Below are 24,803 nucleotides of genomic sequence, written 5' to 3' on the forward strand. Positions count from 1 at the left end.
GACCGCTTTCACGGTCACCGGAATCGCGTTCTCAGCAGCAGCACCAGTAGGCCACCGGCGCGTTCTCGTCGTCGCCGAGTGGGAGGTCGCCGGACTGTTCGAGCAGGTCCGCGACGAGGGTGTTCCAGTCGGACGTGCACTGGACGGACAGGTCCAGCTTGTCGTAGACGGCGTTGTTCATTTCGCCTCCCTGGATACCGAGCAAGGAATAGTAAAGTTTCCTTGCTATTTCAATCATGGTCAGTATATGACGATGATCGGTCGGTATCCAGAGCGAATAAACGAAAAGAACGTCACGCTGTGAGCAGTTCCACCGCGGCCTGCGCATTCGCGCGCGCCGCGCCGTACGTCGCGATGTAGGCGGCGCTGTCCGGCCGCCAGATGGGCAGGCCCATCTCGATGACCGTGGCGTCGGGGCGCGCGGACAGCAGCCGCGAGACGAGCGCGCGGCTCTCCGCGTAGCGGTGCGCGTCCTTGACCACGACCACCAGCGAACGCTGCGCGGCGCGACCGAGCAGGGCGTCGGCGTCCGCCTCCGCGGGCTTGATCCGCACGGTCTCGGCCTGCGGCAGCTTCAGCCCCCACGGGACGTCGCCCACGGCGATGGTCGGGGGCGTGTCCACCTCGATGACCAGCGGGTCGACGAGAGGGCGGGTGGCGCCGGACAGCCGCACGGCGCGGCGTGCCGCGTCGAGGCCGACCAGGTTCTGCTCGCCCGCCGCGTCGGAGCCCGCCGTGAACCACGAGCGCAGCGCGTCCACCCTCGCCGCCGCCTCCTCCAGGCGCGCGGCCGGGACGGTCACCGCGATGTGCTCGATCACCTGCAGCACGTCCTCGTAGGAGGGCACCGGACCGAGGCAGAGCAGGTCCGCGCCGGCGATCAGCGACTGCGCCGCGCCCCCGGCCAGGCCCACGCTCTTGGTGATGGCATGCATGTCGAGGGCGTCGGAGACCACGACGCCGTCGTAGCCCAGCTCCTGCCGCAGCAGCGTGGTGAGCGCCGCGGCGGAGAGCGTGGCCGGCGTGGGCCCGGTCAGGACCGGGACCGCCACGTGCGCGGTCATGATCGACTTGGCGCCCGCCGCGATGGCCGCGCGGAACGGCACGAGCTCCCGCTCGCGCAGCACGTCGAGGCCGACGTCGACCACGGGCACCGACAGGTGCGAGTCGACGCGGGTGGCGCCGTGCCCGGGGAAGTGCTTGACGCAGGCGGCCACGTTGACCGACTGCAGCCCCTCGACGGCGGCGACCGTGTGCCTGGCCACCAGGTGCGGGTCGTTGCCGAAGGAGCGGGTACCGATCACCGGGTTGTCGTCGGCGGTGTTGACGTCGGCATCTGGAGCCATGTCCAGGTTGATGCCGCACGCCGCCAGCTCCGAGCCGATCGCCCGGTAGACCTTCCTGGTGAGCTCGACGTCGTCGACGGCGCCGAGCGCGGCGTTGCCCGGGTACGGGCTGCCCACGTGGTAGGCGAGACGGGTGACGTCTCCGCCTTCCTCGTCGAGGGAGATGACGGGGTCGCCGGCGGCCTTGAGCGTACTGGTGAGCTCGCTGACCTGCGTCGCGTCGGCGACGTTGAACCCGAAGAGCGTCACGCCGCCCAGACCCGCGCCCAGTTCCCGCAGCACCCACTCGGGTGCCGTGGTGCCCTGGAACGCGGCCAGTAGCGTGCCCGCCGCCAAGCGACGCAGCCCCCGATCAGTCATGATTTTTCCCATCATGAGGTACGGCTTGCGCCATGGATCCGGCGCAAGCCGTACAGGACGTGCGGAATTTAGCCCTTCACCGCGCCGGCGACGAGGCCGGAGACCATGCGCCGCTGCACCAGGAGGAAGAACCCGATCACAGGGATGGTCATCAGCGTGGAGGTCGCCATGATGCCGCCCCAGTCGGTGCCCCGCTGGCCGAAGAAGTACTGCACGGCGACGGGCATGGTGTAGCTCGTGGAGTCCTTCATCAGGGTGAAGGCGTAGATGAACTCGTTCCACGTGGTGATGAAGGAGAAGATGCTGGTGGCCACCAGACCCGGCGCGACCAGCGGGAAGAGCACCTTCCAGAAGGTGGTGAAGCGGGAGGCGCCGTCGATCCAGGCGGCCTCCTCCAGTTCCTTGGGCACCGCGGCGACGAACGTGCGGAGCATCCAGATGCCGAACGGCAGCGTCATGCCGACGTTGACCACGACGAGGCCGAAGAGCTGGTCGTACAGGCCCAGCCGCTGGAGGTTGAGGAACAGCGGGATGAGCAGGGCCTCGGCCGGAACCATCTGCGCCACGAGGAGCAGGATGAGGAACGGCACGCGGCCCTTGAAGCGGAAGCGGGCCACCGCGGTGGCCGCCAGCAGCGAGAACACCGCGCCGATGACGACGGCCGACACCGCGACGATCACGCTGTTCTTGAGGTAGACCCAGATCGAGTTGCCGGCCACACCCTTGTCGAACACCCGCGAGACGTGGTCGAGCGTCGGCTCGGTGGGGAACGGGATGAAGTCGGTGGTGAAGATCTGGTTGTTGCTCTTGAAGGCGGTCGCCACCATCCAGTAGACGGGGAAGACCGCGAACAGGAACACCAGGATCCCCGCGGTGTTGAGCGCGATGCTGGTGATCCTGCGCCTGGTCAGCGGGTTCATCGGATGTCCTCCTGCTTGACGATCTGGCGCACGTACACGGCCGTGACGACCAGCAGGATCAAGGTCAGGAGCACCGCGATCGCCGCACCGGTGCCCATCTTGGGCGGGCTGCGGAACGCCTCGGCGTAGGCGTACATCGACAGGTTGAACGCCTCGCGGTTGGTGGTGCCGCCGGCGAGGATGAACAGCTGGTTGAAGACCTTGAAGTCCCAGATGATGGAGAGCACCGTCAGGACCGCGAAGACCGGCTTGAGCAGCGGCATCGTGATCTTCCTGAAGGTGCGGAACGCCGAGGAGCCGTCGACCTTGGCGGCCTCGTACAGCTCACTGGGGATGCTCTTGAGCCCGGCCAGCACCGACACCGCGATGAAGGGAAACGACTGCCACACCACGGCGATCGTGAGGATCACGTAGATCGGCAGCACGTCGTTCAGCCAGGGGTAGCCGCTCCAGGAGGTCTGACCCTCCGGCGGGGCGGCGAGCCAGTCCGGCAGCAGGTTCAGGAACCAGTTGATGATGCCGGCGTCGGCGTCGGCCAGCCAGCGCCAGATGACGCCCACCGCGACCGGGGGGACGGCCCACGCGGCCATGCAGCCGACGATCACCAGCTTGGACATCTTCTTGCCCAGGCGGTTGATGAGCAGCCCCACCAGGGTGCCGACCACCAGGGTGAAGGTGACGGCGAAGAAGGCGAACAGCACGGTGTTGCGCAGTGCCGACCAGAACAGGTCGTTGTCGAGGATGGTCTCGAAGTTGCCCAGGCCCACGGACTCGGGCGGGGTTCCGCGCCGGATTTCGCGTAGGCCCACCTTCTGGGTGGACATCACGATCATCTGGAACAGCGGGTACAGCAACAGGCCCGCGATTATCAGAAGGCCCGGCAACAGAAGCGCGTAGGGAATCACCCAGGACGGAAGGCTTTTCCTGGGAGGGCGGCCCGTCTGCTTGCGGCGCCGCCCCGCGGCGGAGTGGTTGCCTCCGCCGCGGGCGATCGTTGACGTCTGGTTAGACATGATTACTGGTTGAGGATCTCTTCGAGTTCCTTGTTGGCGTCGGCCAGGGCGGTGTCGACGTCCTTCTTGCCCTCGATGACCGAGCGGGCCGCGTTCTGGAGCACGGCCTTGGTCTCGCTGGCCTCGTTCCAGTTGGCGTCGTTCGGGAAGCCGCGCGACTGGGAGAAGGCGTTGGCGAAGGGAGCCAGAGCCGGGTCGGACGCGACCTGCTGGAGGCCTTCGGCGTAGTAGGGCAGCAGTCCGCCGTCGATCGCGTAGCGGGTGCCGAACTCCTTGCCGGCCGCCATCGCCACGAAGGCCTTGGCGACGTCGGGCTCCTTGGAGTCCTTCCAGACGGCGATGTCGTTGCCGCCCTGGAAGGCCGGAGCCGCCGAGCCGTCCTTGCCGGGGATGGTGAAGAAGGCCATCTGGTCCTTCTTCACCTTGCCCTTGCTCTCGGTCTCGATGGTGCCGATGTCCCAAGGAGCGGTGATGTACATACCGACCTTGTTGTTGGCGAAGCGGGCGCGGATGGCGTCCGTGGCCAGGTTCAGGCGGGACTTGGCGTTAACGCCGTGCTTGGCGACCAGGTCGGTGTAGAACTGGAAGCCTTCCTTGAAGGCCGGCTCGGTGACCTTGCCGACCCACTTGCCGCCCTCCTGGACGGCGAAGTCGCCGCCGGCGGACCAGACGAACGGGGAGAGCGAGTAGTTGGCGTCGGTGCCGCCGACGAAGGCGAAGCCGTCGACGTCCTTGCCCTTGCCCTCCTGGATCTTCTTGGCGGCCGCGACCAGCTCGTCCCAGCTCTTCGGCTCAGCGATCTTGAGCTCGTCGAACCAGTCCTTGCGGTAGAGGACGGCGCGGGTGCCGCCGCCCCACGGCAGGGCGTAGATGTCGCCGTCCACCGTCTCGTAGCCGTACTGCGCGGCAGGAATGCCCTTGAGGTCGGGGTTGCCCTCGACCACGTCGGTGATGGGCAGCAGGGCGTCCTGCGCCTGCCACTCCAGCACCTGGGTGTTGCCGATCTCGGTGACGTCCGGGCCCTCGCCGCCGGCGGCGGCGGTGGTCCAGCGGTCGTTGATGCCGGTCCACGGGATCCACTGGACGTTGACCGTGGCGCCGGTCTCCTCCTCGAAACGCTTCTCGAGGTCGTCCGAGTACTTCTGGATCTTCGGGTCGGTCGGCTCGCCGAGGCGCCAGACGGTGATGGTCTTACCGGCGAACTGCTTGCCGGCCGGGGCGGCGCTGGAGGCGCCGGCGTCGGGCGCCTTCGTCTCCTGGGTGGTGGTGCCGCCGCCGGAACCACATGCGGCCAGGCCCAGCGCGAGGGCGGCCGTGGTCACCGAGGTGGCCGTGATTCTCGAGATCCTCACTAGGGTTCTCCCTTCCCGGCTTCAACGCGTCGGGGTTGCGTCTATGGGGGTGCCGGGCCGCGGGGTCCGCACCTGGCTGATCGTCAGTCTGGCTGACTGCTGCTAAACTAACAAGAAACTTTCTTAAAAGAAACAAGTCGTTAGCCGATCGTGACGAGAGGGGGGCCGAGTGGTGGCCCAGAGCCCCGGGACACCCCGGTTGCTGCGCAGGCTCAACGACCGCAGCGCCCTCGAACTCCTCTTGTCGGATGGTCCGCTGACCCGTGCCGAGTTGGGGGAACTCACCGGCCTCTCCAAGGTAACCGCAGGTCAGCTTCTCGCGCGCCTGGAGGAACGGGGACTGGTCGAGGTCACGGGAGAGCGCGCGGGCGGCCGTGGCCCCAATGCCGCGCTGTACGGCGTGGTTCCCTCCAGCGCGTACGTCGCGGGGCTCGACATTCTGCCTGAATCGATCACCGTTGGTGTGGCGGACATCACAGGTAAAATCGTTGTCGAGGTCACAGTCGACCCGCTAGACGGTAAAGATCCGGTCAAGGCCGTCCTCAACGCGGTTCAACGAGCCTGCAACTCCGCCAGGATCGCGCAATCGCAGCTGCGGTCCTTCGTCATCGGCACCCGCGGCGTCGTCGACCCCCGCACCGGCGAGGTGCGCTTCTCGATGGACCTGCCCGGCTGGCACGTCGGCGTGCTGGCCAGCCTGCGCCGCACCCTCGGCGCCTCCGTCATCATCGAGAACGACGTCAACCTCGTCGCCCTCGCCGAACACCGCTACGGCGCCGGCATCGGCCAGGACGACTTCGTCGTCATCTGGGCGGGCGTCGGCCAGGGACTGGGCGTCATGCTCGGCGGCCGGCTGCACCGCGGCATCACCGGCGGCGCGGGCGAGATCGGCTGGCTGCCGGTGCCGGGCGAACCCCTGCCGACCGACGTCAGCCGCCCCACCTCCGGCTCCTTCCAGCGCCTCGTCGGCAACGAGGCGCTCGGCGGGCTGGCCGCCGCCCACGGCATCCCCGGCCGCACCGTCCCCGAGCAGATCCGCACGGCGGTCGCCCGCGACGCCACCGCCTACCTCGAGGACGTCGCCACCCGCCTGGCCGTCGGCGTCGCCGCCGTCGCGGTGGTGCTCGACCCCGGCCTGGTCGTCCTCAGCGGCGACGTCGGCAAGGCGGGCGGGCCGCTCCTGGCCGCGATGGTCGAGCAGGCCGTCGCCCGCGTCTGCCCGAGCCGGCCCAGCGTCCAGGCGACCCGCGTGGCGGGCAACCCGGTGTTGCGCGGCGCGCTCGTCGCCGCCCTCGAGCAGGCCCGTGAGCAGGTCTTCTCCGACACCGTGTGAGAATGAGGTCCCATGCGGGACGACATCGTGCTGATCTCCGACCCTCGCGTGGCGGCCATCCCGGTCTCGGAGTCCGGGGAGCCCCTGGCCGACGCGCGCGGCCGGTTGCGGGTCGATTCCCGGCTGGCCGACCCGGCCGGCGCCTACGCCCACCTGCGCAGCGGCATCCTGGCCAGGCTGGAGCGCGCCGAGCGCCGCCTGCCGTCCGGCTTCCACCTGCTGATCATCGAGGGCTACCGGCCCATCGCCACCCAGCAGGAGATCTTCGACTCCTACTCCGCGACGCTGCGCGCGACCTACCCCGGCCGCTCGCCCGCCGAGATCGCCACCATGGCCAGCCGCTACGTCTCCCCGGTCGCCGTGGCCCCGCACACCGCGGGCGCCGCCGTCGACCTCACCCTGTGCTCGCCCGACGGGGCGGAGTGCGACATGGGCACGCCGGTCAACGCCACCCCGGAGGAGAGCGACGGCGCCTGCTACACCGACGCGCTCTCGATCACGGGGGAGGCCAGGCAGCACCGCAAGATCCTCGCCTCGGCGCTCGAATCGGCCGGCCTGGTCAACTACCCCACGGAGTGGTGGCACTGGTCCTACGGCGACCGCTACTGGGCGCTGTCGACCGGCGCCTCCCACGCTCTCCACGGGCCGGTGGCCTTCTGACGCTCAGGCCATCGTGCGCTCCAGGAGCGCCAGGCCCTCGTCCGCGTAGCGCCGCTCGCCCGTGCGCAGGCCGTAGGCGATGTCGCCGATGATCGCGCAGCGGGCGTAGAACGCGACGCGCGCCTCCCAGCCCGGATCGCGGGCGGGGCCGTAGCCGGCCGCCATGAGCTCGCAGAAGTCCGGCCCGAGGTCGCGGTAGAGCAGCGCGAAGTCGCGGGCCGGGTCGGCCACCAGCGCGTCGGTCCAGTCGATGATCCCGGTGACCTCGTCGCCGAGCAGCAGGATGTGCTCGTCGCCCAGGTCGTTGTGGCACAACGCCTCGTGCTGCGGCTCGGCCGGCGGCGGTCCGGCGAGGAACGTCTCGACGAGGATGCGGGCCCGCTCGGGCAAGAGCGCGGCGACCTCCTCGAACTCCTGCACCGCCGCGCCGAGTTGCCCGCCCATCGACTGGGTGTAGCGCGGATGCTCGATGCGGCAGGTGTGCAGCACGCTCAGGAAGCCGCCCAGGGTCTCGGCCAGCCGGTGCGGGTCGGTGTCCGGGTGCTCGGCCAGGGGCGTGCCAGCGAGCCGGTGGTAGACGATCAGCCCCCGGGCGGGGTCGCTGTCGACCACGCGCGGCACCGGCAGCGGGGAGATCGGCGCGAGCGCGTCGAGCAGCGCGACCTCGCGGCGCGTGGCCCCGGGATCGGGGCGTTTGCCGACGCGGGCCAGCAGGCCGCCGCCGAGTTCGTGGACGGTGTTGTCCCAGCCTTCGCCGATCGCCTTCATCACGGCGAGAGCGTATCGGGCCGGAACCTTGCGCCGCGTTTGGTGATCATGTAAGACTTGCAAAATAAATAGGAAAGTTTCCTGTCTGTTCTTCCCTGGAGTGCCCGGGTGAACCTGACCGTCCCCGACTTACTCGCCGCCCGCGCCCAGCGGGAACCCGACCGCACGGCCATGATCGTCCACGGTCGGGAAGAGCTCACCTTCGGTGCATGGGCCTCGCGCTCGGGCGAGGTCGCCACCGGCCTGATCGAGCGGGGCGTGCGCCCCGGCGACCGGGTCGGCCTGCTGTTCTCCGCCGCGGAGTGGACCGACTACGCCGTGGCCTTCTGCGCGGTGCTGCGCGCCGGGGCCGTGGCCGTGCCGCTGTCGGACCGGCTGGCCGCCGCCGACCTCGACCTCGTGCTGCGCGACTGCGGCGCCGCGGGCGTGGTGCACGGCGCCCTGCCCTTCAGCGGCGGCTGGCCCCTGGGCAGTGCGGCGGCCCCACCCGCCGAACTGCCCAGGCTCGCCGCCCGCGACCGGGCGCAGATCCTCTACACCTCAGGAACGACCGGGCGGCCCAAGGGCGTCGTGGCCACGCACGCCAACCTGGCCTACGGCATGGGCGGCAAACGCCGGCCCTTCGCCCACTCCCGGCACCTGGCCCAAGCCTTCCCCATCGGCACGAACGCGGGCCAGACCATGCTGCTGTCCGCGATCGACGCCAACCCCGCGGTGGTGACCCTGCCGCGCTTCACGCCCGGCCGGTTCGGGGCGCTCATCGAGTCGTATCGCGCGGGCACCGTCTTCCTGGTGCCCGCGATGGCGATCGAGCTGCTCAACGCCGGTGTGCACGAACGGCACGACCTGTCGAGCGTGCTGCTCCTGGGCTCGGCCGCCGCTCCTCTGCCGGGGCCGATCGCCCAGCGGCTGACGGCGGCCTTCCCCCGGGCGGCGATCACCAACTACTACACCTCGACCGAGGCGGCGCCCGCCCAGACCATCATGATGTTCGACCCGGAGCGTCCCGGCAGCGTCGGCAGGGCGGTCGCCGGAGGCGGCGTCCGCATCGCCGCTCCCGACGGCGCACCCGCCGCGCCCGGCCAGACGGGCGAGGTCTGGATGCGCTCGCCCACTGTCCCACGCGCCTACTACGGCGACCCCGCGAGCGACGTCTTCCGCGACGGCTGGGTGCGCATGGGCGACCTGGGCTACCTCGACGACGAGGGCTACCTGTTCCTGGTCGACCGGGAGAGCGACGTCGTCAAGTCCGGCGCGTTCAAGGTCTCCACCATCCGTGTCGAAGAGGCCGTCTACGCCCACCCCGATGTGGTCGAGGCGGCCGTGCTCGGCGTGCCGCACCCCGTGCTCGGGCGCGCCATCGCCGCCGTGATCGTCACCCGCGCTCCGCTTCCGGCGGAGGACCTGCGGCTCTTCCTGAAAGACCGGCTCGCCCCGCACGAGGTGCCCGCGCAGGTGCACACGGTCGAGGCACTGCCCCGCAACCGGGGCGGCAAGGTCGACAAGCGTCAACTCCTGGGAGCATTGCAATGATCGAGGCTTCGCTCGCCCAGCGGGGCATGTGGGTGACCGAGCAGCTGACGGAGACGGGATCGGCCTTCCACGTGCCGCTCGTCGTCCGGTTCGGCCAGGACCTGGACTCCGCGGCGCTGTTACGCGCCTGCGCGGCCCTGGTCCGCAGGCATCCGGTCCTGGCGGGGGCGCTGCGCGAGGACGGCGACCGCCTCGTGCTCGTGCCCGGCGGCCGGGCGTCCATCGAGAGCGCGGAGGGCGAGCTCGACGAGTCGCTGATCCGCGAGCCGTTCGACCTGGACAAGGGCCCGCTGTCGCGCTTCACCCTGTTCGGGCGGACCCTGCTGTTCGTCGCCCACCACGTCGTCTTCGACGGGCTGTCCAAGGAGATCCTCCTGCGTGACCTGGCCGCCTGCTACGCCCAGGAGCTCGAGGTCTCGCGCGCGGCCGCGTTCTGGGCCGGGCGCTGGAACGAGCCGGGCGAGACCGTCGTGCAGGGCGTGCCGTACACGGCCAGGCACGCGGGCCGCGCGCTGGCCACCGAGATCACCCTCGACCCGCCCGCCATCGCCGGGCTGTCGCGCTTCGAGCACCTGCTCGCCGCGCTGCACGTGCTGCTGCGCGGGTACGGCAACGCCGACGTCGTCACCGCCATCGACCTGTCCACCAGGACCTCCGACACCCACGACACCATCGGCTCGTTCGTCACCGAGCTGCCCGTCGCCTCCAGCCCGCGACCCGAGCAGACCTTCCTGGAGTTCGCCACCGGGCTGCGCGCCACCCTGCGGGAGATCTACCGCCACCGCGCGGTGCCGCTCGCCGCGGCCGTGCCCCACCTGCGCCCGCACGCGGCCCTGACCCCGGTGTCGGTGAGCTACCGCCGCAGGACCGAGCCCGAGCCCGCCTTCGAGGGCGTCACCGCCGAGGTCGACTGGACCGTCTTCAACCACGCCGTGCGCGGCGCCGTCCACCTGCAGTGCGTCGACACCGCCTCAGGACTGCGCGTCAGCCTGCGGCACCTGCCCGAGGTGGACGGCCCGCGGCTGGCCGCCGACCTGGCCGCGCTCGTGGCCGCCGACCCCGGCCGGGCCCTGGGCGAGCTCGTCGGCTTCGAGACCCGCACGGCGTCCTCGTCCGTCCTGGCCGAGCAGGCCGCGCCCGCCGCCGCGAGCGAGCTGACCGAGCAGGTCAGGCAGATCTGGGAGGAGGTGCTCGGCATCTCGCCCGTGCTCGACGACGACGACATCTTCGACCTGGGCGGGCACTCGCTGACCATCACCCAGATCATCGCCAGGATGGACAAGCGGCTGGGCGTCAAGGTCGAGCTGGACGACTTCTTCGACAACCCCACCATCGCCGGGGTGCTCACCCATGCCCGCTGAGGACGATCTCGAACTGCTCCTGCTCATCCGGCACTTCGAGCTGGCCCTGCTGGACCTGTTCGACCGGGGCGAGCTCAACGGCACCACGCACACCTGCCTCGGGCAGGAGTACGTGCCCGTCGCCCTCGGGCCGCTCCTGCGCGAGGACGACCACGTCTTCAGCAACCATCGCGGCCACGGCCACTACCTGGCCAGGTTCCGCGACTTCCACGGCCTGCTCGCCGAGATCATGGGCAGGCGGGGCGGCGTCTGCGGCGGGGTGGGCGGCAGCCAGCACCTGTACCGCGAGACCTACCTGTCGACCGGCGTCCAGGGGCAGAGCCTGCCCGTGGCCGCCGGAGTGGCGCTGCACCTGAAGGGCAGCGGCCGGCTGGCCTGCGCCTACATCGGCGACGGCACCTGGGGAGAGGGTGCCGTCTACGAGGCGCTCAACCTGGCCGCCCTGTGGGAGCTGCCGTTGATGGTCGTCGTGGAGAACAACGGCATCGCCCAGTCGACGCCGACCGAGCAGCAGCTGGCCGGCAGCATCTCCGGCCGGGCCGCCGCCTTCGGCGTCGAGCACCGCCTGGTGACCTCTCTCGTGATCGACGAGATCCGCGACGACGTCGCCGAGACCGTCGGCGCGGTGCGCACCGGACGCCCGGCCGTCGTCGAGTTCGTCACCCACCGGGTCGGACCGCACAGCAAGGGCGACGACACGCGCGACGCCGAGACCCTCGCGCTGGCACGCAAGCACGACTGGTACCCCCTCCACGAGGGCGGCCAGGCCGACCGGGCGGCCCGCGCCCGCATCCAGGAGATCGTCGGAGAGGTGTCGGCCCGGCCATGCGCGTAGTGGAGAACCTCAACCTCGCCCTGCACGGGCTGCTCGCCGACGACCCGCGCGCCTACCTGCTCGGCGAGGACGTCACCGACCCGTACGGCGGAGCGTTCAAGGCCACCCGCGGCCTGTCGACGCGCTTCCCCGGCAGGGTCCTGTCCACCCCGATCAGCGAGGGAGCGATCACCGGCGTCGCCGGCGGGCTGGCACTCGCCGGCGACACCGCCGTCGTGGAGATCATGTTCGGCGACTTCGTCGCGCTCGCCTTCGACCAGCTGTGCAACTTCGCCAGCAAGTCCGTCTCCATGTACGGCAGGCCGCTGCCGCTGCGGCTCATCGTGCGCGCCCCCATGGGAGGCGGGCGCGGCTACGGCCCGACGCACAGCCAGAGCCTGCACAAACACTTCATCGGAATGCCCGGCCTGTCCCTGTACGAGATGTCGCCGTTCCACGACAACGCGCTCGTCCTGCGGTCGATGTTGTCGCGCGGGGAGCCGGGCATCCTCTTCGAGGACAAGGTCCTCTACACGCGGCGCATGCACGAGGCCGACCCGATCTTCCGCGTCCGCCTCGACGGCGAGCTGGCCGTGGTCGACCTCGACGACGCGCCCGAATGCGTCGTGATCGCCCCCGGCGGCGTCGCCCACCGGGCCATGGCCGCCATGCGCACGCTCCTGATGGAGCAGGAGGTGTCGTGCCGGCTGCTGGTGCCGTCGCGGCTCTACCCGCTCGACGTCGACGCGCTGCTGCCCTACCTCGGGGACGCGGTCGTGGTCGCCGAGGAGAGCACCGCCGGCGGGACCTGGGGGAGCGAGGTCGCTCACCAACTGCACGGCCGGTTGTGGGGGCGGCTGCGGCGGCCCGTCGCGGTGGCGCACTCGCGCGACGGGGTGATCCCCGCCGCCCTGCACCTCGAACGCGAGGTGCTGCTGAACGAGGAGACGATCGGCGCAGCCGTACTGGAGGTCCTCCGTGGGTGAACTGCTGGTTCCCAGGCTCAACCCGAACGACACCGAGTACCTGCTGGTGGAGTGGGTCGTGGGAGACGGCGCCGAGGTGCGGGCCGGGCAGGTGGTGGCGGTCGTGGAGAGCTCCAAGGCGGCCACCGACCTGGAGGCGCCCGCCGACGGGGTGTTGGTGCACGAGGTGAAGGAGGGGGCCTGGTGCGAGCCCGGCGCCGTGCTCGCGCGGGTCGCGGGGGAGCACGCTCCGGCTCCGGCCCCGCCCGCGCCGGCGCAGCCGTCCGGCGAGGGGCCGCTGATCACCGAGCCCGCCCGCGTCCTGATGGCCGAGCTGGGGGTGACGGAGGCGGAGATCGCCGAGCTCGGGGTCTCCGTCGTGAAGCGCTCGCACGTGGAGGAGGTGGCCGCGCGCCGCGCCCCGGCGCCGCACTCCGCCGAGGGCGGCGTTCCGCTGACCCGCGTGCAGCGGGCGGTGGCGCGGGCGGTGTCCATGTCGCACCAGACCATCCCCGCCGCCTACACGGTGATGCGCTTCGACGTCGGCCCGGCGCTGGCCAGGGCCGAGGAGCTCACCCAGCAGGTGCGCAGGCCCGTCGGCCTGGCCGAGCTGTTCGTGCACGCCGTCGCCGCCCTGCACCCCCGCTTCCCGATGTTCTTCGCCACCCTCGACGGCGACCAGGCGCTCCCGTCACCGGCGCCGAACGTCGGCGTCACCTTCGACCTGGGCGAGGGCCTCTACGTGCCCGTCGTGCGCGACCCGGCGAGCCTGTCCGTCAAGGAGCTGGCCGTCACCCTCATGCGCTACCGCGTGGCCGCGAGCAAGGGCGAGTTCAAGGGCGCCGAGCTGACCGGGGCCAACATCGCCCTGACCCTCCACACCGAGCCGGACGTGATCATGGCGGTCCCGTTCGTCTTCCCCGGCCAGGTCGCCGCGCTGGCCCTGCCCGCCGCCAGGCAGGAGGGCGAGCGCATGGTCGCCGACGTCGGCCTGGCCTACGACCACCGGCTGATCAACGGCCGTGACGCGGCGCTCTTCCTGAGCGCGCTGAAGAACGAGGTCTCATGACGCTCACAGAAGCCAAGCGGGCGCTGCTGGCCCAGCGCCTGCGCCGTCGCGAGGCGCGCACGATCGAGCCGCGTCCCGAGGGCGTCGCGCCGCCGCTCGCGCACGCCCAGGAGCGGCTGTGGTTCCTCGACCAGTACGAGCCGGGCTCGACCGCGTTCGTGGTCCCGTCGCTGGTGCGCCTGCGCCGCCCGATCGACGAGCAGGACCTGCGCGTGGCGCTGGTCCGGCTGCTGGCCAGGCACGAGGCGCTGCGGATGAACTTCCGCGCCACCGACGACGGCCGGCCGAGCCTGGTGCTGCGCGAGCCCGACAACCCCGCGCTGAAGGTGTGCCGGGCGGCGAGCCTGGAGGAGGGGCTCCGGCTCGCCGAGGCCGAGCTGACCGTCCCCATCGACCTGGCCGAGGACCCGATGCTGCAGGTCCTGCTCGTCAGGCTCGCGCCCGACGACCACCTGCTGCTCCTCAAGGCCCACCACATCGTCGTCGACGGCTGGTCGGCCGAGATCGTGCTGCGCGACCTGCTCGCCTGCTACGACCGGCGGCCGATGGCGGAGCCGCCGATCGGCTACGGCGACTACGCGATCTGGGAGGCAGGGCGCGACTACGGCAGGGAGGTGGCGTACTGGCGGGAGCGGCTGCGTGACGTTCCCCCACTGGAGCTGCCCACCGACCGGCCGCGCCCCGCGGTGCGCCGGGACGTGGGAGCCGCGACCCCGGTGCGGATCGGCGCCGACGTGGTCGCCAGGCTGGCGGAGGTGAGCGCCCGCGCGCACGCCACGCCGTACATGACCCTGCTCACCGCCTTCCAGGTGCTCCTGGGCCGGCTGACCGGGCAGGACGACTTCGCGGTCGGCACCCCGGTGGCCGGGCGCGGGCTGCCGGAGCTCGACGGCGTCGTCGGGATGTTCGTCAACACCCTCGTGATGCGGGCGGGCCTGGACGGCGACCCCACCTTCGAGGAGCTGCTCGCCCAGGTCAAGGAATCGGCCCTGGACGCCTACGCGCACCAGGACCTGCCGTTCGAGCGGCTGGTCACCGAGCTCAACGTGCCGCGCGACGTCAGCCGCTCGCCGATCTGCCAGGCCATCTTCGCCCTGCAGAACTTCGACCGGGCGGGCGACGTCGAGGCGGTCGACGTCCCGATCACCAGCACCCGGGCCGACCTGTGCCTGTACCTGTTCGAGACGGGTGACGAGCTGACGGGCTCGCTGACCTACAGCACCGACCTGTTCACAGGCGAGAGCGCCGAACGCCTGGCCAGGCGCTTCGAGACCCTCGTGCGCTCGATCGCCGAGCGTCCGCTGGCCCGCCTGTCGGAGCTGGAGGTGATGGACGAGGGCGAGCTGGAGCTCATCGACTCCTTCGGCCGCGGCGAGGAGGTGCGCCCGCTCCAGGCACGGCTGCTGCACGAGGTGCTCCAGCCGGGCGAGGGCGTCGCCGTCACCTGCGACGGCGACGAGCTGACCTACAGCGAGCTGGACCGGCGCGCGACCCGGCTCGCGGTGGCGCTGCAGCGCCGCGGCGTCGGCCCGGACGTGCGCGTCGGCGTGCTGCTGGAGCAGTCGGTCGACATCGCGGTCGCGCTGCTCGGCGTGCTGAAGGCGGGCGGCGCCTACGTGCCGCTCGACCCCAAGCTGCCGCAGGAACGGCTCGACTACCTGGTCGAGGACTCCGGCGCCGTCACCGTGCTGACCGACGTGACGGGCGAGGACGGCGAGTTACGCGATCCGGGCACCACACCCGACCACCTCGCCTACGTGATCTACACCTCGGGCACCACCGGCAGGCCCAAGGGCGTGGCGGTGCAGCACCGGCAGATCCTCACCTACCTGGCCGGGGTGCGCGAGCGGTTCGGCGTCGAGCCGGGCTCGCGGTTCGCGCTGATGCAGTCGCTCGCCTTCGACTTCGGCATCACGACCTTCTACCTGTCGTTGCTGACCGGCGGCACGCTCCAGCTGCTCGACCCGCAGACCCAGGAGCTGCCCGAGGCCGACTACCTGAAGCTGACCCCCTCCCACCTGGCTTCCCTGCTGGCCACGGGGGACCAGCGCCTGCCGCGCAAGCTGCTCATCCTCGGAGGCGAGGCCTCGCGCAGCGCCTGGGCGGGCGAGCTGTCGCGCAGGACCAGGGTGATCAACCACTACGGGCCCACCGAGGCGACCGTCGGCATCACCACCCACGAGGTCACCGGCCACGAGACCGAGCCCGCCCTGCCCATCGGCCGGCCGCTGCCCGGCGCCCGCGTGCTCGTGCTCGACGCCGCGGGACGGCCCGTGCCGATCGGCGCCACCGGCGAGATCCACCTGGGCGGCGACCGCCTGGCCCGCGGATACCTCGGCAGGCCGGAGCTGACCGCCGAGAAGTTCGTCGACCTCGACGGCGAGCGCTTCTACCGCACCGGCGACCTGGGCCGCTGGCTGCCGACCGGGGAGCTGTGCTTCCTGGGCCGCCGCGACCTGCAGGTCAAGGTCCGCGGCCACCGCGTGGAGCTGGGCGAGATCGAGGTGGCGCTGTCGGCGCTGCCCGAGGTCGAGCAGGCCGTGGTCGAGCTCAAGGGCGACCGGCTCGTCGGCTACCTGACAGGCGAGCGGCTGAGCGTCAGCGAGCTGCGCGCCCGGCTGGGCCGTACGCTTCCCGACTACATGATCCCGGTCCGCTACGTCTGGCTGGAGGAGCTGCCGCTCAAGTCGCACGGCAAGGTCGACAGGGCCAGGCTGCCGGAACCCGACGAGGGGCGGCCGGACCAGGAGATCGCCTTCGTCGAGCCGTCGACCGAGCTGGAGCGGGCCGTCGCCGAGGTCTGGGCCGAGGTGCTCGGGCTGGAGCGGGTCGGCGCACACGACGACTTCTTCGACCTCGGCGGGCACTCGCTGCTGGCGGCGCAGGTGGTGGCCAGGCTCAAGCGGCGCCTGCCGCGCCCGGTGACCATCCTCGACCTGTTCCAGCATCCCACCGTGCAAGGTCTGGCCGCGCTGTCGCAGACCGCCGACTCGGGGCGGCTGGTCCACCGGCTCACCCGGGAGCAGACGGCGACGGCGAGTGTTGTCTGCATCCCCTACAGCGGCGGCAGCGCGGCCATCTACCAGCCGCTGGCCGACGAGATGCCGGCCGGGCACGCCCTGTACACGGTGACGGTGCCGGGACACGAGCTCGGCGCGCACGAGCAGGCCACCGCGGTCGAGGAGATCGCCGAACGGTGCGCGGCCGAGATCCTGGAGCGGGTGCGCGGGCCGCTGTCGCTCTACGGCCACTGCGGGCTCGGCGTGATGCTCACGGTCGAGATCGCCCGCCGGCTGGAGGCGGCGGGACGCGACGTGGACGCGGTCTACCTGGGCGGCGTCTTCCCCTTCGCCCGCCCGCGCAAGGGCCTGCGCCGCATCACCGAGGCGATCGAGAAGCTCCAGGGCGACCAGCACTGGGCCAACGGGCTGCGCGCCGCCGGGCTCGACACCGACGGGCTCGACCAGGCCGAGCTGCAGCTGCTCATCGACAACCAGCGGCGCGGCACCAAGGAGGCGGAGGAGTACTTCACCCGGCTCTTCGAGGAGGACCCCCTACGGCTGCGCGCCCCGGTCATCTCGGTCGTCGGCGAGCGCGACCCGGCCACCGACTACTACCAGGAACGTTTCCGCGAGTGGCACCGCATCGCCGAGCGCACCGCGCTGGTCGTGCTCGACGAGGCCGGGCACTACTACCTGAAGTACCGGGCATCCGAACTGGCCCAGATCGTCACCAGGACCCACCACGAATGGGAGCGGATCCCGCGCTCCACCTGGTGGGTGGAGGGAGTCTCCGAGCACTCGTCCGCGCAGGCCGGCCCCGAGCCGACCATGCGGCGCTTCTCCGCCGTCGCCGCGGGCCAGCTGATCTCGATCATCGGCGCGGCCCTGACCGAGTTCGCCGTGCCGATCTGGATCTACACGACCACCGGCTCGCTGGTGAGCTTCGCGCTCTTCTCCGTGCTGGCGCTGGTGCCCGGCACGCTGGTGGCGCCGATCGCCGGGGCCGTGGTCGACCGCTACGACCGCCGCACGGTCATGCTCGCGGGCAGCACCGCCGCGGGCTCCACCCAGCTGGCGCTCGGAGTCCTGCTGTGGACCGGCAACCTGCAGCTCTGGCACGTCTACCCGCTGCTGGCGCTGCTGTCGGTGGCGCTCACCTTCCAGCGCCTGGCCTACCAGTCGGCGGTGCCGCAGCTGGTGCCCAAGCGCTACCTGGGCCACGCCAACGGCATCGTGCAACTGGTCACCGGCACCTCCCAGCTGCTCGTCCCGCTGATCGCGGTCGGCCTGGTCGCCCTGATCGGGCTGGAGGGCATCCTCGCCATCGAGGTGGTCTCCTACACCCTGGCCATCGGCACGCTGCTGATGATCCGCTTCCCGAAGACGATGGCGGCGCGCAGGCGCGAGACGCTGGGCGCGGAGATCGCCGGCGGCTGGCGCTTCACCTGGGGCGTGCGCGGCCTGCGCGACATGGTGCTCTTCTTCACCGTGCTCAACGTCTTCCTCTCCCCGCTGTTCGTCCTGGTCACCCCGCTCGTGCTGGGGTTCGCCACGCTCGCCGACGTGGGCAGGGCGGCGTTCGCGGGCGGCCTGGGCGCGTTCCTCGGCGGCCTGGTGCTGACGATCTGGGGCGGCCCGCGGCGGCGGCGCATGCGGGGCATGCTGCTCTCGGTGCTCGGGCTGGCGGCGGCCGCGCTGGTGACGGGCCTGCGCGCCGAGTTGTGGGTGGTCGCGGTCGGCGCGTTCGGCCTGTCGTTCGCCCTCACCACGGTCAACGGCATCTACGCCACGATCGTCCAGGTGAAGGTGCCGCGCCGCTACCACGGCCGGGTGTTCGCGCTGAACACGATGATCGCCTGGTCGACGCTGCCGATCGGGTTCGGTCTCGTGGCGCCGTTCGGCACGGCGCTGGTGGAGCCGCTGATGGCGCCCGGGGGAGCGCTGGCCGGCAGCGTGGGCGCGGTCATCGGCACGGGTCCCGGGCGCGGCATCGGCCTAATGTACCTGCTGCTCGCGCTGGCGATCACCATCGTGGTGCTGGTGGCGCTGCGGGTGCGCACGCTGGCCCGCTTCGACGAGGAGGTGCCCGACTCGCCGCCGGACGACCTCATCGGCTACCAGGAGATCAGCGCGCGGGCCGCCGAACCGGCCGCCAGCGCAGGGGCTCCGACCGTCCGGCGCTGACCAGGCGCCCGGCGCAGGTGGTGAACACCTCGCCGGGCGCCCGGAACCCGAGCGGCTCCCAGGTACCGCCGGGGATCATGGTGTGCACGTCTCCCACCGCGTCGGCGGCGTAGAGCCGGCCGTTCATGGAGGACAGGCAACGCGCACCGGCGGCGGGACCGGCGTGGCGCCAGGTCCGCTCGCCGAAGGTCAGGCTCCACAACTCGTCGCGGTCGGTGGCGACATGGAAGGCGTTGTCGGCCACGGCCAGCGCCAGGGCCCCCTCGGGGGCGGGCCCGAGGTCGCCGCGGTCCAGGCTGACCAGCCGTCCGGCCGCCGACAGCCCGAGCAGCTCGACGCCGACGCCGCCCGCCGCCTCACGCGGCACGGCCAGCGCGCGCAGCTCGCCGACGTACCGCACCGGCTGCCAGGCCAGGTTCTGCCCGCACAACTCGCGCGCCAGCAACGTGCCGTGGGCGTCGACCGCATGCAGCGTACGGCCCAGCACGGCCATGGCGCGGATGTCGGCGGCAGCCCCGATGACCTCCCAGCGCGGCGACGGCGGCGCCGACAGCCGGTCCAGCACGTTCCGTGTGACGCGCTCGACCACGGGATCGTGCAGCGTGTTGCCCCAGTTGATGGTGGCGGCGTTGAACACGGTGCCGGCGCCGCTGGTGAACACGCCCATCGTGGCCATGCCGCCCTGGCCGTAGGCGCTCCAGTGCCGCAGGTCGGCGGTGGCCAGCACGACGAAGGACGGCGGCGTGCCGTCCCGCGCGGTCACCCTCGGCACCCCGGCGACCTCCTCGAACTCGGCCGCGTCGGTCTCGTAGCCGAGGCAGCCCTGGCCGAACTTGTCGCCGTCGGTCAGGCCGGTACCCTCGAACACCCAGTGCTGGGCGAATCGCGTGGTGTACGACTCGTCGAGCATGCGCCGCATGTACGGGCCCCAGGTGCCGGCTCCCGCGCGGAAGCTGGTGCCGGTCAGGGTGTTCTCCGGCCGGTCCGTGGCGACCCACTCGGCGCTGCCGGTCAGGGGGTCGCGCTCGCAGACCATCGTGCGGCCGCCGTCCTCCAGCGTGATCTGCCACCAGGCGGTGTTGCCGGAGAAGAAGGCGACGTTGCCGCCGGCGGCCACGAAGTCCTCGACCGCGTCGCGCATCTCCCGCGACCAGTACTCGTCGTGGCCGTTGACCACCAGCAGGCGGTGCGGCGCCAGCAGTTCGGGGCCGAGGTCGAGGTTGGAGCAGTAGGCGACGTCGTAGCCCGCGGGACGCAGCCAGCGGATCATGCCCTCCTCCCACCGCTCGGGCGGCGGCCCGCCTCCCGGTCGGTCGAAGCTGACGCGCCCGGCCCGCTCGGGGGACTCGGTCCAGTACAGCCCTTCGCCGGGCACGCCCGACCTGTTGTAGGCCTGCCAGGTGGTGAAGGGCACGCTGACCAGGATGGGCGAGGTCGGGCGCGCCTGCCGTACGACGAAGTGGACCTCGTTGTCGGGGCACGGCGCCGAGCCCGGCAGGCTGTACGGCCACGGCTGCTCGGGGCCGAAGCGCGCCCGGTAGAGCGAGCTGGGCCAGTCGTCCCCGATCGGCAGGGTCCAGTCGGTCCCCGCCCGGCCCTCGTGGACGACCCGGTCGTCGGCGACGTCGGTCACCACGACGGGCGAGGCGGCCGACAGCGTGAAGCGCAGCTCGCCGCCCTGGACGCAGGAGGTGGCGTGCGCGTAGGCCGCGATCATGCCCGCGCCGCCTCGACGAGCATCGACTCCAGATCGAGCAGGTAGCGCTCCATGGCGGGCTTGGGCAGGTAGCGCGTGTCGGCGGTGAGCGAGACGCCCTCGGGGCCGACGTGCACGCAGAAGCGGCAGTTGAGCTTGTCCTGGCTCATCGGCCAGGTCAGCGTGCTCTCCTCCAGCGCCCGGTCGAGCTCGGCCCCGGTGCACGGCTCCGGCCCCGGATCGGTGAAGCGCATGTCGTTGAAGCAGCAGTTGGGATGCACCGGCTCGCCGCGGCGCTCGCTCTCGGCGGCCACGACGGCCGCCCGGTCGGCGGGGTCGTGGTAGGCGCTGCGGTAGGCCTGCAGGGCGGCGGGCGCGGCCGACCTGAGCAGCTCGTCGAACGGGCGGTCCACGTCGACGGTGAACAGCCCCTCCTGCGACAGCGTGCTGACCAGGCCGATCGTGTCGCGCCTGAACCGGTTGGCGACGATCGGCAGCACCGCGGTCGTGGTGCGCCCGGCGAGCTTGGCGACCGCGCTGAGGAGCACGGTCGAGGTCGAGACGGCATGGCCGGCCGCCACCGCGCGCACCGCCAGGTCCAGGGCGGGGGAGTGAAGCAGCGCCCGCCAGATCGGCGGCTGCGCGGCCTCGGCCACCCGCTCGGGGAACATGGTCGAGGGCATGCGCGCGTGCTCGGCCGCCCAGTGGCCCGCGGCCTTGGCGGCGGCCCTGCGGCCGTCAGGACCGCTCTGCCAGCGGGCCAGGTCCAGGGGCTGGGGCGCGGGCGTGCGCGGCGAGCGGCCCAGCAGCAGCATGCGCAGGTCGCGCACGGCCACCTCGGCGCCCAGCCCGTCGGCGGCCAGGTGGCAGAAGACCAGCACCAGGTGGGTGACGACGTCGCCGTCGGCGATCAGGGCGACCCTGAGCGGCCATTCGTGCTCGTAGTCGAAACGGGCCGACTCCAGCTCGGCCATCACCGCCTCCGCGTCGGCGCCCTCGCGCACGATCAGCGGCAGCCGTCCCTTCTCGTGCAGGCGCTGCGCCCCGTCGTCGAGGAGAGTGCGCAGCGAGCCGTGCCGCTCGACCAGCCGGGCCAGCGCCTCGGAGACCAGCTCCACGGTGACGCCCGGCGGCACCCGGACGATCCGCCCGAAGTTGAAGTAGTGGTCGTCCGGCGCCGTGCGCTCGATCGTCTCCCAGATCGCCCGCTGACCCCAGGTCAGCGGGGCCGTACCCGATCCGGGACCGGCGAACTCGACGTTCACGGGACCGAGACGAAGGCCGCGAGGCGGTCGAGGTCGTCGAGCATGGCCAGGCCGTCGTCGGTCAGCTCCACCTCCACCCCGAACTCCGCCTCGATCGCGTCGACCAGCCGCATCTGGCCGATCGACGTCAGCCCGAGCGCGCTGAGCGGCACGGCGGAGTCGAGGGCCTCCTGCGCGGTGACAGCGTTGTCAGAGGCCTCCGCGACCAGTTCGGCCAGTCTCTGCTTGATCATGTCAGCTCCTTTGCGAGGCGCTCCGCCTCCTCGTCGGAGAGCTGGTCCAGCTCGGCGACCAGCAACTCCTCGATCGACCGCGCCAGGCCCTCGACGGTCGGGGCGGAGAACAGGGCGCGGATGGGCACATCCAGCTCGATCGTGGCGCGCAACCGCGAGACCGCGCGGACGGCGGACAGCGAGTGGCCGCCGAGGGCGAAGAAGTCGTCGTGCGCGCCGACCTTCTCCAGTTCGAGCACCTCGGTGTAGACCTCGGCGACCAGCGCCTCCGCGTCGGTGCGCGGGGCCAGGTAGCCCGCCTTGACCGGTTGCGGCTTGGGCAGCGCGTTGCGGTCGACCTTGCCGTTGGGAGTCAGCGGCAGGCGCTCGACCACGGCCAGGGCGGAGGGCAGCATGTAGGCGGGCAGCAGGCGGGCGGCGTGCTCCCTGACCTGGTCGGGCTCGCCGCCGACCAGGAAGGCCACGAGGGTGTCGTCGCGCACCGCGGCGACCGCCTGCCGTACGTCGGGGTGGCTCTCCAGGACCGCCTCGATCTCGCCGAGTTCGATGCGGTGGCCGCGCAGCTTGACCTGGTTGTCGGTGCGGCCGAGGAACTCCAGGGTGCCGTCGCGCAGCCACCTGACCAGGTCGCCGGTGCGGTAGCGCCCGCCGCCGAACCGCTCGGCCGTAAGCTCGGGGCGTCCCAGGTAGCCGGTGGCCAGGCCCGCGCCGCCGATCAGCAGCTCGCCCGGCACGCCGACCGGCACCGGCTCGCCGTGCCGGTCCACCACATGCAGCGTGGTGTTGCGCAGGGGCCGCCCGATCGAGACCGACGCGGGCTCCGGCGGCACCTCCCACCAGGTGGACCAGATCGTCGTCTCCGTCGGGCCGTACATGTTCACCAGCCGCGGCACGCGGGCGCGCAGCTCGGCGGCGAGCTTGACCGGCAGCGGCTCGCCTCCCGTCAGCGCGACCACCTCGGGCAGCTCGCCGGCCAGGAGCACCCGCCAGCCCGACGGCGTCGCCTGGACGTGGGTGACGCCGGGCGGCACGCCGTCGTGGGCGCTCTGCGCGACCACGACCCGGCCGCCCGAGACGAGCGGCAGGTAGAGCTCCAGCCCGGAGATGTCGAACGACAGGGAGGTCAGGGCCAGCCACACGTGCTCGGGGCGGGGGTCGAGCAGGTCGCTCATGGCGTGCACGAAGTTCGTCAGCGCCCGATGCGGGATCACCACGCCCTTCGGGCGGCCCGTGGAGCCCGAGGTGTAGAGCACGTAGGCGGTCTCGGCCGGGGTGAGCACCGGCTCGGCGGGCTCGGCCTCGACGTCGGTCAGGACCAGCTTGGCGCCGGAGTCCTCCAGGACGTAGGCGAGCCTGGCCTCGGGGTAGTCGGGGTCGAGCGGCAGGTAGGCGGCTCCGGCCAGGTTCACGCCGAGGAGCGCGACGACCATGTCGGCGCTGCGCGGCAGCCGGACGGCCACCAGGTCGCCGGGACCGATGCCCTGGCCGCGCAGCCGCTCGGCCAGGCCGCCCGCGCGGGTGACCAGATCGCGGTAGGTCAGGTCGTCGACCGCGAAACTGCCGGGAGTCCTGGCCGCCTGCTCCAGGACGAGCTGGGCGACGCTGCGATCGTCGGGCGCCACGGCGGTGTCGTTCCACGCGTCGAGCTGCCGCTTCTCGTCGTCGGGCAGGAGCTCGCCGGTCTCCAGAAGCGACAGGTAGCGCCGGGTCATCGCCTCGACGCTCTCGCGCTCGAACAGCTCCTCGCTGTAGATCGCCACGCCGAGCAGGCTGCCGTCGGCCTGGGGGTAGAGGTCGAGGGTGAGGTCGTGGCGCGCGGGATGCCAGCCGTGGTCGTACGGCTCGGCGTCCAGACCCGGCAGCGGGTCGGCGACGTCCTCCTGGGTGTGGAGCGCGAACATGGTCTGGAACAGCGGGGTCCTGGACAGGTCACGCTCCAGGCCTAACGCGGTGATCAGGCGGTCGACCGGCACGTCCGGCCGCGACAGGGCCTGCAGCACACTCTTGCGGGTCCGGGCGAGCAGCTCGGTGAACGAGGCGTCGCCGCCGAGGTCGCACCTGAGCACCATCGTGGTCGACAGGTAGCCGATCGTGCGCTCCAGCTCGGGGGTGCCGCGTCCGGCACTCGGCACGCCGACGCAGAAGTCCTGCTGGCCGCTGTGCCCGGCCAGCAGGAGCTGGTAGGCGGTGAGCAGCGCCATGAACGGCGTGCACCTGGCCCGCCTCGCCGTGTCGGCGACCGCCGCGGCCAGCTCAGGGGAGATCGTGAAGCGCACCTCGCCGCCCGCCGTGCCGCGGACGGCCGGGCGTGCGTGGTCGGTGGCCAGCTCCAGGACCGGCGTTCCGGTCAGCCGCTCGACCCACCAGTCGAGCTCCGGCTCCGGCCGAGGCGCGGGCTGGGGAGCGGGGGAGGTCGGCGGGGCGCCCGCGTAGCAGGCGCCGACCTCGTTCTGGAGCACGGTCAGCGACCAGCCGTCGCCGTTGATGTGGTGCAGGACGACGCAGAGCACGTGGTCGTCGGGCGCCAGCTCGATGAGCGTCACCCGGAAGGGCGGGCGCTCGGCCAGGTCGAAGGTGGCGTTGGTGCGCTCCTTGACCAGCCCGGGCGCCTGGCCGGGCTCGGCCCTGAGCCGTTCGACGCGGAAGCCGCCCGGCGGGTCGATCACCGCCTCCGGCCGTCCGTCCGCCTCGGTGTAGCGGGTGCGCAGCGCGTCGTGTCTGGCGACGACCGTCTCGAACGCCGACTCCAGCCGCTCCACGTCAAGGGGACCGCGCAGGCGGTAGGCGTAGGAGCAGTTGTAGGACGGGTCGTCCGGGTCGAGCCTGTTCAGGAACCAGAGCCGTTCCTGCCCGTAGGAGAGCACAGCCGTCCCCCCGGCAATCTTTTAAGAAAGTTTCCTATTAGTTATTGAGTATTCCATGATCTTGA

Annotated in this window: 18 protein-coding genes; 8 read left to right on the forward strand and 10 right to left on the reverse strand. The window is 71.8% G+C overall.

The features are described from left to right. Positions 1–31 precede the first annotated feature (31 nt). The 5 genes from ACIBH1_RS04870 to ACIBH1_RS04890 form a co-directional block, all read right to left on the reverse strand. A complete protein-coding gene (locus tag ACIBH1_RS04870) occupies positions 32–181 on the reverse strand; it encodes a hypothetical protein (protein ID WP_181607550.1) in 150 nt (49 codons plus the stop codon). A 112-nt stretch (positions 182–293) separates the two neighbouring features. Next, the gene (locus tag ACIBH1_RS04875) at positions 294–1,706 is read right to left on the reverse strand and encodes a glycoside hydrolase family 3 protein (protein WP_397312247.1); all 1,413 of its coding nucleotides are present in this window, start codon (positions 1,704–1,706) and stop codon (positions 294–296) included. Positions 1,707–1,774: 68 nt separating this feature from the next. Then, positions 1,775–2,626, reverse strand: coding sequence for a carbohydrate ABC transporter permease (locus ACIBH1_RS04880; protein ID WP_397312248.1), 852 nt, complete (start codon positions 2,624–2,626; stop codon positions 1,775–1,777). Continuing rightward, positions 2,623–3,480, reverse strand: coding sequence for a carbohydrate ABC transporter permease (locus ACIBH1_RS04885; protein WP_397312249.1), 858 nt, complete (start codon positions 3,478–3,480; stop codon positions 2,623–2,625). The genes ACIBH1_RS04880 and ACIBH1_RS04885 overlap by 4 nt, the downstream gene beginning before the upstream one ends. A 161-nt stretch (positions 3,481–3,641) precedes the next feature. Next, positions 3,642–4,991, reverse strand: coding sequence for an extracellular solute-binding protein (locus tag ACIBH1_RS04890; protein WP_397312250.1), 1,350 nt, complete (start codon positions 4,989–4,991; stop codon positions 3,642–3,644). Between the two features lie 172 nt (positions 4,992–5,163). On the opposite strand from ACIBH1_RS04890, the gene ACIBH1_RS04895 reads away from it, so the two are divergent. After that, positions 5,164–6,324 (forward strand): ROK family protein, encoded by a 1,161-nt coding sequence (locus ACIBH1_RS04895; protein ID WP_397312251.1) that lies wholly within the window; start codon positions 5,164–5,166, stop codon positions 6,322–6,324. A gap of 12 nt (positions 6,325–6,336) precedes the next feature. After that, positions 6,337–6,984, forward strand: a complete 648-nt coding sequence (locus ACIBH1_RS04900) for a M15 family metallopeptidase (protein ID WP_397312252.1) — start codon at positions 6,337–6,339, stop codon at positions 6,982–6,984. 3 nt (positions 6,985–6,987) lie between these two features. On the opposite strand, the gene ACIBH1_RS04905 is transcribed toward ACIBH1_RS04900, so the two are convergent. Beyond that, a complete protein-coding gene (locus tag ACIBH1_RS04905) occupies positions 6,988–7,752 on the reverse strand; it encodes a phosphotransferase family protein (RefSeq protein ID WP_397313082.1) in 765 nt (254 codons plus the stop codon). A gap of 108 nt (positions 7,753–7,860) precedes the next feature. Between ACIBH1_RS04905 and ACIBH1_RS04910 the strand changes: the two genes are divergently transcribed. The 6 genes from ACIBH1_RS04910 to ACIBH1_RS04935 are packed head-to-tail and all read left to right on the forward strand — an operon-like array spanning position 7,861 to position 18,680. After that, complete coding sequence (locus tag ACIBH1_RS04910; RefSeq protein ID WP_397312253.1) at positions 7,861–9,285, forward strand: class I adenylate-forming enzyme family protein; 1,425 nt, start codon at positions 7,861–7,863, stop codon at positions 9,283–9,285. Then, complete coding sequence (locus tag ACIBH1_RS04915) at positions 9,282–10,646, forward strand: condensation domain-containing protein (RefSeq protein ID WP_397312254.1); 1,365 nt, start codon at positions 9,282–9,284, stop codon at positions 10,644–10,646. The genes ACIBH1_RS04910 and ACIBH1_RS04915 overlap by 4 nt, the downstream gene beginning before the upstream one ends. Beyond that, positions 10,636–11,481, forward strand: a complete 846-nt coding sequence (locus ACIBH1_RS04920) for a thiamine pyrophosphate-dependent dehydrogenase E1 component subunit alpha (RefSeq protein WP_397312255.1) — start codon at positions 10,636–10,638, stop codon at positions 11,479–11,481. The genes ACIBH1_RS04915 and ACIBH1_RS04920 overlap by 11 nt, the downstream gene beginning before the upstream one ends. Beyond that, positions 11,472–12,446 (forward strand): alpha-ketoacid dehydrogenase subunit beta, encoded by a 975-nt coding sequence (locus ACIBH1_RS04925; RefSeq protein ID WP_397312256.1) that lies wholly within the window; start codon positions 11,472–11,474, stop codon positions 12,444–12,446. Before ACIBH1_RS04920 ends, ACIBH1_RS04925 begins: the two co-directional genes overlap by 10 nt. Next, entirely contained in the window at positions 12,439–13,494 is a 1,056-nt protein-coding gene (locus ACIBH1_RS04930) for a 2-oxo acid dehydrogenase subunit E2 (RefSeq protein WP_397312257.1), read from the forward strand. The genes ACIBH1_RS04925 and ACIBH1_RS04930 overlap by 8 nt, the downstream gene beginning before the upstream one ends. Further along, positions 13,491–18,680, forward strand: a complete 5,190-nt coding sequence (locus ACIBH1_RS04935; protein ID WP_397312258.1) for an amino acid adenylation domain-containing protein — start codon at positions 13,491–13,493, stop codon at positions 18,678–18,680. The genes ACIBH1_RS04930 and ACIBH1_RS04935 overlap by 4 nt, the downstream gene beginning before the upstream one ends. On the opposite strand, the gene ACIBH1_RS04940 is transcribed toward ACIBH1_RS04935, so the two are convergent. The 4 genes from ACIBH1_RS04940 to ACIBH1_RS04955 are packed head-to-tail and all read right to left on the reverse strand — an operon-like array spanning position 18,622 to position 24,738. After that, positions 18,622–20,397, reverse strand: coding sequence for a N,N-dimethylformamidase beta subunit family domain-containing protein (locus ACIBH1_RS04940; RefSeq protein ID WP_397312259.1), 1,776 nt, complete (start codon positions 20,395–20,397; stop codon positions 18,622–18,624). The genes ACIBH1_RS04935 and ACIBH1_RS04940 overlap by 59 nt on opposite strands. Beyond that, entirely contained in the window at positions 20,394–21,641 is a 1,248-nt protein-coding gene (locus ACIBH1_RS04945) for a condensation domain-containing protein (RefSeq protein ID WP_397312261.1), read from the reverse strand. Before ACIBH1_RS04945 ends, ACIBH1_RS04940 begins: the two co-directional genes overlap by 4 nt. Beyond that, the gene (locus ACIBH1_RS04950; protein ID WP_397312262.1) at positions 21,638–21,874 is read right to left on the reverse strand and encodes an acyl carrier protein; all 237 of its coding nucleotides are present in this window, start codon (positions 21,872–21,874) and stop codon (positions 21,638–21,640) included. The genes ACIBH1_RS04945 and ACIBH1_RS04950 overlap by 4 nt, the downstream gene beginning before the upstream one ends. Beyond that, the gene (locus ACIBH1_RS04955) at positions 21,871–24,738 is read right to left on the reverse strand and encodes an AMP-binding protein (RefSeq protein ID WP_397312263.1); all 2,868 of its coding nucleotides are present in this window, start codon (positions 24,736–24,738) and stop codon (positions 21,871–21,873) included. The genes ACIBH1_RS04950 and ACIBH1_RS04955 overlap by 4 nt, the downstream gene beginning before the upstream one ends. Positions 24,739–24,803 lie beyond the last annotated feature (65 nt).

Source organism: Nonomuraea sp. NPDC050663, assembly GCF_044456985.1.
Taxonomy (GTDB): domain Bacteria; phylum Actinomycetota; class Actinomycetes; order Streptosporangiales; family Streptosporangiaceae; genus Nonomuraea.

Bases quoted from the DNA above. Each gene is read 5' to 3' on its own strand.
- ACIBH1_RS04870 (WP_181607550.1), bottom strand. From the start codon at position 181: ATGAACAACGCCGTCTACGACAAGCTGGACCTGTCCGTCCAGTGCACG.
- ACIBH1_RS04875 (WP_397312247.1), bottom strand. From the start codon at position 1,706: ATGACTGATCGGGGGCTGCGTCGCTTGGCGGCGGGCACGCTACTGGCC.
- ACIBH1_RS04880 (WP_397312248.1), bottom strand. From the start codon at position 2,626: ATGAACCCGCTGACCAGGCGCAGGATCACCAGCATCGCGCTCAACACC.
- ACIBH1_RS04900 (WP_397312252.1), top strand. From the start codon at position 6,337: ATGCGGGACGACATCGTGCTGATCTCCGACCCTCGCGTGGCGGCCATC.
- ACIBH1_RS04905 (WP_397313082.1), bottom strand. From the start codon at position 7,752: ATGAAGGCGATCGGCGAAGGCTGGGACAACACCGTCCACGAACTCGGC.
- ACIBH1_RS04915 (WP_397312254.1), top strand. From the start codon at position 9,282: ATGATCGAGGCTTCGCTCGCCCAGCGGGGCATGTGGGTGACCGAGCAG.
- ACIBH1_RS04920 (WP_397312255.1), top strand. From the start codon at position 10,636: ATGCCCGCTGAGGACGATCTCGAACTGCTCCTGCTCATCCGGCACTTC.
- ACIBH1_RS04925 (WP_397312256.1), top strand. From the start codon at position 11,472: ATGCGCGTAGTGGAGAACCTCAACCTCGCCCTGCACGGGCTGCTCGCC.
- ACIBH1_RS04935 (WP_397312258.1), top strand. From the start codon at position 13,491: ATGACGCTCACAGAAGCCAAGCGGGCGCTGCTGGCCCAGCGCCTGCGC.
- ACIBH1_RS04940 (WP_397312259.1), bottom strand. From the start codon at position 20,397: ATGATCGCGGCCTACGCGCACGCCACCTCCTGCGTCCAGGGCGGCGAG.
- ACIBH1_RS04950 (WP_397312262.1), bottom strand. From the start codon at position 21,874: ATGATCAAGCAGAGACTGGCCGAACTGGTCGCGGAGGCCTCTGACAAC.